This is a genomic window from Methylobacterium fujisawaense (assembly GCF_014138435.1).
In the GTDB taxonomy this organism is placed as follows: Bacteria; Pseudomonadota; Alphaproteobacteria; order Rhizobiales; family Beijerinckiaceae; genus Methylobacterium; species Methylobacterium fujisawaense.
In genome coordinates, this window is record NZ_JACJIM010000001.1 from 492,957 (window position 1) to 506,483 (window position 13,527).

At 71.3% G+C, this 13,527-nt stretch carries 14 protein-coding genes; 9 read left to right on the forward strand and 5 right to left on the reverse strand.

Features of this window, described 5'->3' with window-relative positions:
• Positions 1–63: 63 nt before the first annotated feature.
• The 3 genes from GGQ91_RS02320 to GGQ91_RS02330 all read right to left on the reverse strand — a co-directional run bounded on the left by GGQ91_RS02320 (position 64) and on the right by GGQ91_RS02330 (position 2,576).
• Positions 64–957 carry a transporter gene (locus GGQ91_RS02320; RefSeq protein WP_043350152.1) on the reverse strand — a complete coding sequence of 298 codons (894 nt, stop codon included), beginning with the start codon at positions 955–957 and terminating at the stop codon, positions 64–66.
• A gap of 140 nt (positions 958–1,097) precedes the next feature.
• Entirely contained in the window at positions 1,098–1,949 is an 852-nt protein-coding gene (locus GGQ91_RS02325; RefSeq protein ID WP_182591267.1) for a metallophosphoesterase, read from the reverse strand.
• Positions 1,950–1,970: 21 nt separating this feature from the next.
• Positions 1,971–2,576, reverse strand: coding sequence for a cation efflux transmembrane domain-containing protein (locus GGQ91_RS02330; RefSeq protein WP_182591268.1), 606 nt, complete (start codon positions 2,574–2,576; stop codon positions 1,971–1,973).
• 189 nt (positions 2,577–2,765) lie between these two features.
• Here GGQ91_RS02330 and croR point away from each other — a divergent pair, with 189 nt between their 5' ends.
• The 6 genes from croR to GGQ91_RS02360 all read left to right on the forward strand — a co-directional run bounded on the left by croR (position 2,766) and on the right by GGQ91_RS02360 (position 8,722).
• Complete coding sequence (gene croR / locus GGQ91_RS02335) at positions 2,766–3,239, forward strand: 3-hydroxybutyryl-CoA dehydratase (protein WP_043386041.1); 474 nt, start codon at positions 2,766–2,768, stop codon at positions 3,237–3,239.
• Between the two features lies 1 nt (position 3,240).
• Entirely contained in the window at positions 3,241–4,068 is an 828-nt protein-coding gene (locus tag GGQ91_RS02340; protein ID WP_043386039.1) for a TrmH family RNA methyltransferase, read from the forward strand.
• Between the two features lie 410 nt (positions 4,069–4,478).
• A complete protein-coding gene (gene crtI, locus GGQ91_RS02345) occupies positions 4,479–6,068 on the forward strand; it encodes a phytoene desaturase family protein (RefSeq protein ID WP_043350165.1) in 1,590 nt (529 codons plus the stop codon).
• Between the two features lie 47 nt (positions 6,069–6,115).
• Positions 6,116–6,535, forward strand: coding sequence for a DUF2141 domain-containing protein (locus GGQ91_RS02350; protein ID WP_043350167.1), 420 nt, complete (start codon positions 6,116–6,118; stop codon positions 6,533–6,535).
• Positions 6,536–6,539: 4 nt separating this feature from the next.
• Positions 6,540–7,517 carry an ABC transporter ATP-binding protein gene (locus GGQ91_RS02355; RefSeq protein ID WP_182591269.1) on the forward strand — a complete coding sequence of 326 codons (978 nt, stop codon included), beginning with the start codon at positions 6,540–6,542 and terminating at the stop codon, positions 7,515–7,517.
• Positions 7,514–8,722 carry an ABC transporter permease gene (locus GGQ91_RS02360; protein WP_043350171.1) on the forward strand — a complete coding sequence of 403 codons (1,209 nt, stop codon included), beginning with the start codon at positions 7,514–7,516 and terminating at the stop codon, positions 8,720–8,722. Before GGQ91_RS02355 ends, GGQ91_RS02360 begins: the two co-directional genes overlap by 4 nt.
• A gap of 32 nt (positions 8,723–8,754) precedes the next feature.
• On the opposite strand, the gene GGQ91_RS02365 is transcribed toward GGQ91_RS02360, so the two are convergent.
• Together GGQ91_RS02365 and GGQ91_RS02370 are read right to left on the reverse strand one after the other, a co-directional pair.
• Complete coding sequence (locus GGQ91_RS02365; protein WP_236952780.1) at positions 8,755–9,207, reverse strand: cache domain-containing protein; 453 nt, start codon at positions 9,205–9,207, stop codon at positions 8,755–8,757.
• A gap of 78 nt (positions 9,208–9,285) precedes the next feature.
• Positions 9,286–9,627: a hypothetical protein gene (locus GGQ91_RS02370; RefSeq protein ID WP_182591270.1), complete on the reverse strand. Its 342-nt coding sequence runs from the start codon at positions 9,625–9,627 to the stop codon at positions 9,286–9,288.
• Positions 9,628–10,171: 544 nt separating this feature from the next.
• Here GGQ91_RS02370 and GGQ91_RS02375 point away from each other — a divergent pair.
• The 3 genes from GGQ91_RS02375 (at position 10,172) to GGQ91_RS02385 (ending at position 13,503) form a co-directional block, all read left to right on the forward strand.
• Positions 10,172–11,014 carry a type 1 glutamine amidotransferase gene (locus tag GGQ91_RS02375; protein WP_043760158.1) on the forward strand — a complete coding sequence of 281 codons (843 nt, stop codon included), beginning with the start codon at positions 10,172–10,174 and terminating at the stop codon, positions 11,012–11,014.
• Positions 11,015–11,119: 105 nt separating this feature from the next.
• Complete coding sequence (locus tag GGQ91_RS02380) at positions 11,120–12,649, forward strand: phytoene desaturase family protein (RefSeq protein WP_043760156.1); 1,530 nt, start codon at positions 11,120–11,122, stop codon at positions 12,647–12,649.
• 95 nt (positions 12,650–12,744) lie between these two features.
• A complete protein-coding gene (locus GGQ91_RS02385) occupies positions 12,745–13,503 on the forward strand; it encodes a lysophospholipid acyltransferase family protein (RefSeq protein ID WP_182591476.1) in 759 nt (252 codons plus the stop codon).
• Positions 13,504–13,527: the final 24 nt, after the last annotated feature.

Below are 13,527 nucleotides of genomic sequence, written 5' to 3' on the forward strand. Positions count from 1 at the left end.
GTGACCCGGATCCGCCGCCTGCGCCCGGGATGGCGCCAGCCCGGACAGCGTCAGCCGGCTTGGCTACTCGGCCTGCCGCCGCGTCACGAGGGTGCGGCCCGGCTCGACCTCGTTCTTGTCCTGGTACAGCGGCACGATCGCCCGCAGCCAGCCGCGGACCTCGCGGCCGCCGTAATTGCGCTCGACCACGTCGTGGGTGAGGTAGGCCTGGAGGTTCACGGGCCCGAAATTGTAGCCGACGAGACCGCCCACCGCGATCTGCCCCTGCGGGCGGTAGCTCGCCACCCCGGTGGGAAGGTCCGTCGACCCGAACGCCACCGCGCCGACCTGCCACGCGCCGAACTTCTTCGTCATGGTCAGGTCGAGGTTCAGGTAGTCCGGGTACAGGGTGCCGCTGGGCGAGCGCGGGTCGAGGAAGACGCCGTAGAGCAGGTTCGCCGTGAGGTTCCAGCCCTGGCCGGTGTAGCTGACCGCGAAGCGGTGGGTCAGCGAGGCGGACTGGGTCAGGAAGCGCGTCTGAATCGGCAGGTAGCCGCCGAACAGGTAGCTGACACCCACATCCCCGCCGAGATCCCAGGCGAGCTGCGCGGCGAGCAATTGCTGGCCGACGCCGCTCTGGTAGGGCGCCCCCTGGCTGCTCGCGGCCGCGATCGGCTGGGTGAAGAAGAATTGTAGGCGCGCGCCCGCGACGTCCCAGGGCGTCGCCCACGCGAAGGTCGGCAGGTTGACGTTGGTCGCGGAATCCCGCGGGCGGGTGCCGCGCACGCCGAAGCTCGACAGGTTCACGAAATACAGGCCGACGGGAAGCTGATCGCCCACCGGCAGACCGACCGTCTGCCCCGGCTGCGCAGCGGAGGCCGCCCGGGCGCCCGTCGCCGTCGACGCGACGGAGATGGGAGCGGTGACGGCAAGAACCACCGCCGCGAACCCGCGTGACGTCAGGCTAAATCCGACCATGAGAACCCCGAACCAGGGCCCCGGGATGCGGGGCCGATCAGGGTTGGACGGGCGTTCGGTCCGACAACATCCCGCCGTTACGGCCAAGCCGTGCGCAACGGCACAGCCTCGACGGTCCGATCTCTTGAGACGGGACTAAATCACCGGTTCTCGACTTCCACGACGAAATCGCAGCGGTAGGTCGCGCCCTCCACCGGGTTCGAGACCCAGCGGCAGCGCCCGACCGCGAGGTCGTGGCCCGCGTGGAAATGCCCGGAGATCCACAGCGCCGGTCGCGCGGGATCGGAAAGGGCGTCGAGGGCCGTGCTGGCATAGAAGGCCGGCACCCACCAGGGAACGCCGGCCACGTCCCGGAACCGGTCCGCGGCCAACGGGCTCGCCGGGTGATGGGTCACCACGACGGTCGGACCGTCGTGCGGGATCCGCAGCGCCGCGTGCAGGGCGGCCCGCTCGATCCGGTGCTCCGCCATCGCGTCCGCGGGCTGCCAGGGACTGCCGTCGGCCTTGCGGATCGCGCCGAGATATTCCCGCGAGCCCGTCACAGGATCGGTCATGCGGGCGGCCGCGTAGGCCACCGGATCGGCGGGCCGGTCCGGGGCATCCGGGGCGAGCCAGCGCCCGGCGAGGTCCCAGTCGCTCCACAGGGTGGTGCCGACGAAGCGGACGCCGTCGATGACGCAGCTCTGCGCGCGCTGGAGCAGATGGATCCGGGCACCCAGCTCGTTGAGCCGCGTGACCTCGTCTTCCAGGGCGGCGAGCAGCTCCGGTGCGGTGCGCCGGTCCCCGGTCGGGGCATAGCGCTCGTGGTTGCCCGGCACCAGCACGATCGGCCGCCCCTGCGCGAGATGCAGCAGGGCCGCGAGCCCCCGTTCGGGATGCCCTTCGTGGAGGTCGCCGGGACAGGCGAGCAGGTCGAACGGCTCTGCGGGCGGCGCGATCAGGTCGAGGCGGCGCCGCTCCAGGTGCAGATCCGAGATGGGGAAGATGCGCATGATGGTCGCTGCTGGGGGCCGCTATCGTGCGGCTCTGCGCTCGGCCGCGGCCGCCTTGAGGATGTCGGCGGCCGAGTCGGCGTTGAGGATCGCGATCCCGGCCGCCACGACGAGGTCGGGCCAGGGGGATGGGTGGAGGGCCGTCACGAGGCCGGCGGCGATGATCGCCAGATTGGCGTAGGCGTCGTTGCGTGCCGAGAGATAGGCCGCCCGGGTCAGGCTGCCCGAGCCGGAGCGATGCCGGGCGAGCATGAGCGCGCAGGTCAGGTTGACGGCCAGTGCCCCGAGCCCCGCGAGGGTCAGGGGCAGAGCGGCGGGGGCGGTGAAATCGGCGATCTTGCCGTAGGCCGCCCAGGCGCCCGCCAGCGCCGGCAGCAGCAGGATGCCCGCCATGGCGGTCCCGAGGCGGGCGCGGTTGCGCGCGCTCCAGCCGAGGCCCGCGAAGATCAGCAGGTTGATCGCGGCGTCCTCGAGGAAATCGAGGCTGTCGGCGATCAGCGCCACCGAACCGATGGCGAGCGCCACCGCGATCTCGATGCCGAAATAGCCGAGGTTGAGCGCCGCCACGCGGGCGACGACCGGGCGCAGGGCGGGCCGCGCGGGCGGGGGCACATCATCGGCGATCACGGGACGCCTCTTCGCCGACGCGCACGGCTCTGTCGAGCGGCTGTTGAGAAAACCCTGTCGGCGGCTCAAGAAAGTTCGAGGCCCTTCAGCCTTTGTCCGGGTGGATTCGGCGCCGGGATCGTGCGACGCCGTTGCCGGAGCCGGCCGCACGAGACGAATGACCGGCCCGAACCGGAGGTCTGCCGCGTCATGCTGCCCGAACTGCGCGTGCTCTATTTCGAGGATCTCGAAGTCGGACTGTCGGAGACTCTGTCGAAAACCATCGCCTCGTCGGATGTGGTGGGTTTCGCCGAGATCACCGGCGACCGCAATCCGATCCACCTGTCCGAGCACTTCGCCGCGCGCACGCCCTTCGGCACCCGCATCGCCCACGGCCTGTACACGGCCGGGCTGATCTCGGCGGTGCTGGGCACGCGCCTGCCCGGACCGGGCGCCGTCTACATCTCCCAGACCCTGAACTTCCGCGCCCCGGTGCGGATCGGCGACGTCGTCGACGTCACCGTGACGGTGGCCGAACTCATGCCCGAGCGGCGGCGGGCGCGCCTCGCCTGCCGGTGCTCCGTCGGGGGCGAGACCGTCCTCGACGGCGAGGCGCTGGTGAAGGTGCCGACCAAGGCCGAGGCCGACCCGCTGGCGAACCGCACCGAGCGCGCCCAGGGCTGAGGTGACCCCGGACCCGGAAGACCTCGGCGACCCGGACGATCCCCGCCTGGAGCCCTATACCCGGATGCGCGAGCGCGACCTCGTCGGCCGCGCCGGGCGCTTCATCGTCGAGGGCGAGGTGACGCTGCGGCTGCTCCTCGGCCGCCGCAGCCGGTTCCGCGCGGAATCGATCCTGATCGCCCCGGAGCGCTGGCCAAGGCTCGTCGCCGACGTCGCCGCCTGCCCGGAGCCGCCTCCGGTCTATTGCGCCAGCAAGGCGGTGATGAGCGCGGTCACCGGCTTCCCGATCCACCGGGGGGTCCTGGCCATCGGCCTGCGCGGCGCGGAACCCGCGGCGACCGCCCTCGTGCCGCAGCCGCCCGCACCCGCGCTGGTGGTCGGCCTTGCCGGCCTGACCAATCACGACAATGTCGGCGCCGCCTTCCGCAACGCGGCCGCCTTCGGGGCCGACGCGGTGATCCTCGACGGGGAGAGCTGCGATCCGCTCTATCGCAAGAGCATCCGGGTTTCGGCCGGGGCCGCGCTGATCCAGCCCTTCGCGCGGCTCCCGGCGGAGCAGGACTGGCTGCGGCTGGCCGACGCCCTCGACCTCCAGCCGTTGGCCTTCAGCCCTGGGGCGACCGAGCCCCTGGATGCCCTCACCGTGCCGGCGCGGGCGCTCCTGATCCTCGGCACCGAGGGGCCGGGCCTCGACGCGGCGACGCTGGCCCAGGCGCGGCCGCTCCGCATCCCCATGGCCGCCGGATTCGATTCGCTCAACGTCGCCACGGCGGCGGGCATCGCCCTGTTCACCATCGCCCGCGGCCAGGGGCGCCTCGGTCCGTCGTGAGCGCGCGGCGCCGGCGGGTCGGGGCCCGGAATCCGATCTCGGCATCGCCGCCCTGGCCGGGCGCCCGATGCAGGGGGCGGTCGGCAGCGGGACCTTCGGGCGGAGGCCGGCCCCGGCATGGATGGTATCGACGCCTGGGCCGGTGCTGAGGCGCAGGATGTCCGCCGACCGGCGGCTCCCGGATGATGGCCGCGTCTCGGCCCGCGCAGGTCCGCGGCCTGCGGGCCGGCCCGCCCTCGGGCGCCTCGGTGGCCGGGACAACGGCGGCCTTGCGCAAATCTTGCGAATGGGTGTCCCTGGTATGATCGTATACAGCGTTCTGCGCGCGACAAACGGCTGCAATTGCCGCGCGATGATGCCAAGCTAGCTTGGCCACATGGGTGTCGGGATTCTGTGAGGAGTCGGGGACGTTGCTTCAGTCTGGGGATGGGTTGCGAGCGCTGACCGGGCGCCGGGTGGCCGTGGTCGGGGCCGGGCCAGGTGGGCTTGCCTCTGCCCTGCTCCTGGCGCGGGCCGGGATCCATGTCACCATCTTCGAGAAGGATTCCCAAGTCGGCGGCCGGACGAAAACCGTTGAGGCGCCCGGCGGATACCGCTTCGATATCGGACCGACGTTCTTCCTGTATCCGCAGATTCTGGCGGACATTTTCGCGAGCTGCGGGGAGCGGCTGGAAGACCACGTCAAGCTCGAGCGGCTCGACCCGCAGTACCACCTCGTTTTCGAGGGGCAGGACGGCATTTCGGGGACGATCAGCGCCACGGGCGATGTCGGGCGCCTGGAGCAGGAGATCGCCCGCCTCGCGCCGGACGACGCCAAGAACGTCAAAGCCTTCTTCGCCGAGAACCGCACCAAGCTGAACTATTTCAAGCCGGTCCTCGAACAGGCCTTCCACACGTTGCGCAGCATGGCGAGCCCGGCGATGCTGGCTGCCCTGCCCTACCTGCATCCGGGCCGGAGCGTCGACCGCGACCTCAAGCGCCACTTCGCCGACCCGCGGGTGCGCCTCGCCTTCTCGTTCCAGACCAAATACCTCGGGATGTCGCCATTCCGGTGCCCGAGCCTGTTCACCATCCTGTCGTTCCTCGAATACGAGCACGGGGTCTACCACCCCGTGGGCGGTTGCGGGGCCGTCTCGGAGGCCATGGCGGGCTTGGCCGGCCGCATGGGCGTCGATCTCCGGCTGAACAGCACGGTCGAGCGGGTGCTGTTCGACGGCAAGCGCGCCTGCGGCCTGGTGGCGGACGGCGAAACCTTCAACGCCGACGCGGTGATGATCAACGGCGACTTCGCCAAGGTCGTCCGCGCCCTCGTCCCGGAGCGGCACCGGCCGCGCTGGCGCGACGCCAAGATCCAGAAGGCCCGGCTCTCCTGCTCGACCTTCATGCTGTATCTCGGCCTCGAGGGGAAAATGCCCGACAGCCTCGGGCATCACACGATCCTCCTGGCCGACGGCTACGAGAAGAACATCCGCGAGATCACCGAGGGCACGCTGCCGATGCAGCCCTCCCTGTACGTGCAGCACGCGGGCTACACGGACGGCGGCATGGCGCCCCCCGGGCATACGGCCCTCTACGTTCTGGTACCGGTGCCGAACCTCAAGGCGGGGATCGACTGGTCGACGCTGCGGGAGACCTACCGCGCGCTGATCCTGGAGCGTCTGAAGCTCCTCGGAATCGACGATCTCGAATCCCGCATCCGCTACGAGCGGATCATCGATCCGACCCAGTGGGAGGAGGATTTCGCCGTCCATGAGGGCGCCACCTTCAACCTCGCCCACGACCTGATGCAGATGCTGTATTTCCGCCCGCACAACCGCTTCGGACCGGGGCTGTACATCGTCGGCGGCGGCACGCATCCGGGCTCCGGCCTGCCGGTGATCTACGAGGGTGCCCGCATCTCGGCGCGGTTGCTGATCGAGGAACTGGCCGGCGCCCGCGCCGCCGCCACGGCGGGCATTCCCGATACGGCGCCCTTGGCGACCTCCGGCGAGGCCTCGTGAGCGCGGCGACGGATCGGCGGAGACACGGCCGCGGGCCGACAGGCCGCGTGACGATCGCCCTGTCGGCTTGGCTCTGCGCCGCAGCCCTGCCCGTCTCGGCCGCCGCCGTTCAGGTCGAGGTCGACGGGATCGAGCCGGGCGGCGGTCAGGTGCGCGTGGCGCTCTGTCAGGGCGGTCTTTCGGAGACGTCGTGCCTGCGGGGCGACGACTCGCCGGCGACGGCCGACCGGGCGCTGTTCACCTTCCGGGACGTTCCGCCGGGGACCTACGCGGTTGCGGCCTATCAGGACGCCAACGGCAACGGACGCCTCGACCGGACCGGCCTCGGCCTGCCGCTGGAGCCCTACGGCTTCTCGGGCGCCGTCGGGCGCCGGGCGCGGCCCGATTTCGCCGAGGCGGCCTTCGCCCTGCGGGAACCGGGCGCCGCCCTGCGGGTGCGCCTTGGCCGTGCCCTTCCGAGACGGTGAGACGATGGAGGGCCCCCTCGTCAGCCTCGTGGACGTCGGCCTCGACCTCCGCGGGCGACGGGTCCTGGACCGGGTCGATCTTGAGCTCGGGGCCGGCGAGACCCTCGCGCTGCTCGGGCCGAACGGGGCCGGCAAGTCCTCGCTGATGCGCCTCGTCGCGGGGCGGTTGTGTCCGAGCGCGGGGTCGGTGCGCGTGGCCGAGGCAGACCCCTATCGCGCGGGACGCGCACGCCGCGCCATCGGCTGGGTGCCGCAGGAGATCGCCCTCTATCCCCGGCTGACCGTCTCGGAGAATCTCGGCGTCTTCGGGCAGCTCGCGGGGGTTGCCCGACGCGACCGGAAGGCCGCCGTGGAGGCCGCCCTGACCATGGCCGACATCGCCGACGTGGCCCGACGCCCGGCGGGCGTCCTGTCGGGGGGATATCGGCGCCGGGTCAACATCGCGGCGAGCCTGATGAACCGGCCCCGGCTGGTTCTCCTCGACGAGCCGACCAGCGGCGTCGACCTCGCCGCCCGGGCCGCGATCCACGCTGTGCTCGACCGCCTGAAGGCCGCCGGCACCGCGATCCTGATCGCCACGCACGATTTCGCCGAAGCGGAGCGCCTCGCCTCCCGGGTTGCGTTCCTGGCCCAGGGTCGGGTCGTGCGCGCCGGCCGGCTCGCCGATCTGCTCGCGCAATTGCGCACGGGCGCCCCCGAGCGGGAGCTGAGCCTCGCCGTCCCGGCGACGGGACCGGCCGAGGGTGTGCTACGCCGGGCCGGGTTCGCGCCCGCCGAGGCGGGAGGCCTCGTCTGGCGGTCCGTCGAGCGCTCCGGCCTCGACGGCGCGGCCCTGCTCGGCGCGCTGCGCGCCCAGGGCGTTCCCGTGGCCGAGATCCGGGTTCGGGCGCCACGGCTGGAGACGCTCTACCTCGACGCCCTCCGGCCGCGGGAGCTGACGGATCCCGCGGCCACGCCGCTCCGGGTCGGTGCAGCCGGATGATCGCCGCCGCCTTCCGCGTGATGCTCCTGACCCTCCTGCGCGACCGGGCCGCGCTGGTGATGGCCTTCGTGCTGCCGACGGTGATCTTCTCGATCTTCGCGGCTATCTTCTCCGGGGCGATCGGCGACCGGATCCGCATTCATCTCGGACTGGCCGATCTGGCCCACACCGCCGCCACCGAGCGCCTCGCCGACGCCCTCGCGGCCGATCCCTCGCTGCGCGTGACGCGCCTGCCCGCCACCGACATTGCCGCCGTGGCGCAGGCGGTTCGTGCGGGCGAGGTCGACGTGGCGCTGGTCCTGCGCGGCGACCTGATCGCCGCGCCTGCGGAAGCCGCATCCGGGTCTGTCGATCAACCGGTGGTGCTGGTGGAGAACCCCGCCAAGGCGTTGGCGACGCCGATTGCCCTGGGCCAGCTCCAGCGGGTCCTGAACGAGGCGCTGCCCGACGTGGTCCTGTCGCGGATCGTCGCCGACGTCGAGCGCACGGGCAAGATCGGCCCCGACGAGCGCCGCTTCCTCGACGAGGCCTTCGCGGAGCAGCGGGCCAGAAAGGAGCCGTTCAGCTTCGCCGCCCTGGTGGAGCGGCGCAGCACCGCCGCTGGCAGCGCCAATGCGCGGGTGAGCTACTATGCCGGTGCGATCACAGCGGTGTTCCTGCTCTTCGCCGCGATGCAGGGCGCGATGTCCCTGGTCGAGGAGCGCGAGACGGGCCTCGCCGAACGGCTGATGGCCGGTCCGGGCGGCCTGCCGGTGGTCGTGCTCGGCAAGTTCGCCTTCCTGACGCTGCAGGGTCTCGTCCAGGCCGGGCTGATCTTCCTGGCCGCCGCGCTGCTCTACGGAGTTGAGATCGGGCCGCACTGGCCGGCCTTCCTGGCCACCTGCCTGCTGGTCTCGGCGATGGCCGCCGGCCTCGCGCTCGCTGCCTGCGCGCTGGCTGGCTCGCGCCAGCAGGCGCACCTCGCCTCGACCTTCGGAGTGCTGCTGCTCTCGGCGGTGGGAGGCTCCATGGTTCCGCGCTTCCTGATGCCGCCCTGGCTGCAGCAGGCCGGCTGGCTCACCCCCAATGCCTGGGCGATCGAGGCGTATCAGAGCGCGCTCGGCGAAGGGTTCTCCGCCGCAGCGCCGTCGCTCGCGGTGCTGGGCGCGCTGACGCTCTGCGGGCTCGGCCTCGCCCTCACCCTGGCGGCGCGGCGGACCGTGTAGGGCAGCCATCGGGCGCGCGGATCGGACCCGCGTTACTCGACGTAGACGCCCGCACCGATGACCGCGTCCGAACCGGCGACGTGCGTCGCGCAGACGTAGCTCCATTTCACGGTCGGGACGGACTGACCGGGCTTCGGGAACATGTAATCGACCCAGCCGGAGCCGAAGCGGTCCACAACCTCGATGAAGTCCCTGTGGAACTGCTTCCGGTCGGCGTCGCGCTCGTCGAGAAGATCATGCCCCTCGCGGTTCGGATGCGCGGCATTGAACAGCACGATCCCCTTCATGTCGATGACGAACAGATAGACGTCCCCGTAGCGCCAGACGCTACCTTTCCGTCTGAACTCTCCGAACGCCCCGGCGCCGCGGTCTTCCAACGCCTCGGCCGCCCGGTTCACCAGGGCCTCGATCTCGGCCGCCTGATGGACGGGCGGAGTCGAGCGCGTCCGGAATGCGGGAAGCGTCAGGCCGATCACGAGCAACACCGGCCATATCAGCAGGGCTCTCCACATGTGGTCGCCTCACCGATTGAATCTGAGACGTCCCAGGCGATCCCGAGACGATCACGGCGCGCTGCGCCACGGCGATCCGCCCAAGGCGGCAGGCGCGCCGCACTGCAGGTGCGGCCGCAGCACCGTCTCCAGCCCCGCCTGCCCGGAGAGGGGATGGCTGCGGGAGTCCGGCCGAACGGATAGCGGAGGGTCCACGCTCGTCCCGTCAGGATCTTGCCGGGAGCCCTCCGAGGTCATCGGATAATCCCGCCCGGTGCGCGTTGCCGAGGCGCGGACTTCGCCGACATGGCCGTGCCCCCTGAGAGCACAGCCGGGCCGCCTTCCGGAAACCGGCCGGCCCACGGCATCGGGCAGCGTCGCGAAGGCGAGGCAATTGCCGTTCAGCTCGATCATCGGATGACGGTCGTCGATCGCGGCACGCCTCGGCACGACCGTCCTGCGAGACCCCGCGCAGGCGCCCGCCTGCGCCGCGCGACGGACGGCTTCCGTGTCGTGGACGAGGAGACCCCACCCCTCTCGGACACAGAGTTCGATCCCTGTGAAATCCGGCATTTCGCCCTCCAGCATAGCCCGATTTCAGTAGTGATCTGACCCAATATAAATCGTATGCGGGATAATGCGCATCATTCATTTGGATGCGCCAACGAATAAATAATATTCGACAGCCCGAGGGATGGACGGGAGATCCGTCCCTTGGCCCGACCCTTGGCCCGTGCCGAGACCCGCGCCAAGACCCGTGCGCTCGGCATCCGTCACACCGTGGTCGTTGCCCTGTGCGTCCGGCCGGGGGCGCTTCGACCCGGTCGCCTGCGACGGGCTCCGGGAGCCGCTCCGGGCTGCGGCATGCTCGGCCCGCGACGATCCGCGCCGTTTCCCCGCGGCTCCGCGAGCGCACATGCAGCTTCCCCGCCGCACGGCCCCGCTCAACGGAACTCCCATGCTCCGCCTGCTCATCGCCGACGGCAACGACCGCGCGGCCCGGGACCGGCACGTCGCGGCCACCGGCCGAACCTCGGCCGAGTCCTACGCGGCCGTGGTCCGGGATCTTCGACCGGAGATCAGCTGCCATCTCGTCAGCCCCGCCGATGCCGACGCCACCCTCCCGGCGACCCTCGCGGATGTCGACGGCGTGATCTTCACCGGCTCGACGCTCAGAGTTTCCGAGGGCACGCCCGAGGTGAGGCGGCAGCTCGTGCTGATGCGGGCCGCCCTGGACGCGGGGCTGGCGATCTTCGGATCGTGCTGGGGCGTGCAGGTCGCCGCCACGGTGGCGGGCGGGCGGGCCGCCGAGAACCCGCGCGGGCCGGAATACGGCTTCGCCCGCTCCATTACCCCGACCGAGGAGGGCCGGACCCATCCGCTCCTCGCCGGCCGGCCCGCCACGTGGGACGCCCCCGCGATCCACGCGGATGCGGTGCTCCAACCGCCGCCGGGCGCCCGCGTGCTTGCCGGGAACCGGATCCTCGGCATCCAGGCGATCGAGATCCGCCAGGGGGACGGATGGTTCTGGGGGACGCAGTATCATCCCGAACTCGACCTGGACGAAGTCGCCGCGATGCTCCGCCTGTGCGACACGGCCATCGTCGCGGCGGGCCTCGCGGAGGATCCGGAGACGGTGGCGGCCTATGCCGACGAGATCGCAGGCCTTCAGACAGGCGAGCCCACAGCCGTGCGCCGGCTCGCATGGCGCCACGGATTGGGGCCGGAAGTGCTGGAGGCGGATCGCCGCCGCCGCGAGATCGGCAACTTTCTGACCCGGCTGTCCACAGGTGAGGATTGACCGAATGCGGCCGCGACCGGGTGGCGCGTTGACCCGCACGACCCCGGGGCTAGCTTCGCTGTCGCGGGTCACGTTCGTGGAAGGCCCGGGGAGCGACCCATCAGGATGAGCCAGGATTCAACGGTGGCCGTTATCGGCAGCGGACTCGGCGGTCTGGCGGCCGCGTGTGTCGCTTCCGCGCGGGGACACCGCGTGACGGTCTACGACAAGAACGGCTGGCTCGGCGGAAAGGCGGCGGTGCTCCACGAGGGCGGCTTCCGCTTCGACATGGGCCCGACCATCCTGACCGTGCCGCGGGTGCTGGAACGGATCTTCGCGGAAGCCGGCCGCTCGGTCCACGACTACATGGATCTGCGCCGCCTCGACCCGCAATGGCGGTGCTTCTTCGATGACGGCACCCAGATCGACCTGATGCAGGACGTCGAGCGGATGGCCGGCGACATGGAGCGCTTCGCGCCCGGCACCGGCGAGGGCTACAAGAAGTTCCTCTCGATCTCGGAACACCTGCACGGCGTTTCGGAAAAGTTCTTCTTCTGGAAGCCGGTCGAAGACCTGTTCGACACGATCAACATCCGCGCCAACATGAACCCGGGCACGCTGCGCGACGTGCTCTCCCTGCGCATGCACGCCTCCGTCGCCTCGACGATCCGCGGCAAGGTCAAGGACGCCCGGCTCGCGCAGATGCTCGACCACTTCGTGCAATATGTCGGCTCCTCGCCCTACGGCGCGCCGGCGGTGCTCTGCGCCATCGCGCACATGCAGACCGCCGACGGCGTCTGGTACCCGATGGGCGGCACCCGCGCCGTGGCGGAGGGGCTGGCGAAGCTCGCCCAGGAACTCGGCGCCACCTGCAAGACCGACACCGAGGTGACCGGAATCGAGACCGCGAACGGCGCCGTGCGGGGCGTGCGGACCGCCCACGGCGTCACGCCCTTCGACGCGGTGATCTCCAACATGGATTCGGTCCGCACCTACCGCGAACTCGTCGGCGGCGAAGCGGCCAAGGTCTACGCCAAGAAGAACCCCGAGCCGGCCTGCTCGGGCGTGGTGCTCTATCTCGGCCTGAACAAGCGCTACGAGCACCTGAACCACCATGACTTCGTCTTCTCCCGGGATCCGGAAGAGGAGTTCGACTACATCTACAACAAGGGCGAGCCGGCCCCGGACCCGACCGCCTATCTGGCGGCGCCCTCCTCCACCGATCCGAGCGTGGCGCCGGAGGGTGGCGAGGCGCTCTACGTCCTCGTGCATACCCCGTATCTGCGCCCGCACCACGACTGGCGTCCGGACGGACCGCTGTTCCAGAATTACCGCCGGACGATCCTCGACAAGCTCAAGCGCACCGGCGGCATGCCGGACCTGGAGGAGCGCATCGTCGTCGAGCGCCACCTGACGCCGCAGGACATCCACGAGCGTTACAAGGTGCTGAACGGCGCGATCTACGGTCTCGCCTCCCACGGGCGCGTGATGGGCGCATTCAAGCCTGGAAACCGTTCGCGGCAGGTGCGCGGCCTCTACCTCGCGGGGGGCGCCGCCCATCCGGGTCCCGGCATGCCGATGGTGATGATGTCGGGCTGGATCGCCGCCGACGCGCACGACCAGGACGCCCGCGGCGCCCTGCGCGCCTCGGCGTGACGGCGACGCCGCCACCTCCCGCCTCCGTCCCGGGGGGCGAGAGAGGTACGCGCGGCGCCCCCTTGCCCCCGATCTCGCCCGGAATCCGCGCCTTCATGGTGGCGTGGTTCGAGCGCTATATGCACCGCCACCTCGACGCCGTGCGGCTGCCGCTCTGGAGCGCACCGCCGGCGGCGAGCCATCCGGGCGCGATCGTGGTCTATAGCAACCACCCGGCGTGGTGGGACGCCGCGCTGATCGTCGTGCTGGCCGGCCGCCTCTATCCGGAGCGATGGAGCCGCGCCCCGTTCGACGCCGCGATGCTGGCGCGCTACCGGATCTTCGAGCGGATCGGCGCCTTCGGGGTCGACCTGGAGAGCCCGCGCGGGGCGGCGCAGTTCCTCACGGCCGCCCGGTCGATCCTGGCGTCCTCCGACAGCATGCTCTGGATCACCGCACAGGGCCGTTTCGCGGATGCCCGCGCACGGCCGCTGGCACTGAGGCCCGGCGTGGCACGGCTCGCCGAGATCGCCCCCGACGCCCTGTTCGTTCCCCTCGCCGTGGAATACACCTTCTGGGACGAGCGCGGCGCCGGCGCCTTCGTGGCCTTCGGTCCCGGGATCGGCGGATCCGAACTCGCCGCGCTTCCGCGAGACCAGCGGCTCGCGCGCCTGGAATCCGACCTGACCGCGACCCTCGACCGTCTGAGCGCCGATGTGATCAGCCGGGAACCCGGACGCTTCCGCACCCTGGTCTCCGGCCGAAAGGGCGTCGGCGGCCTCTACGATCTGTGGCGACGCGTGGCGGCCCGGCTCTCCGGGCGACGCTTCGATCCGGCGCATCGCGCCGCGGGCGGCCAGGATCGCGCCGGATGACCCCTTCCGCTCGCGCCCGGCCCC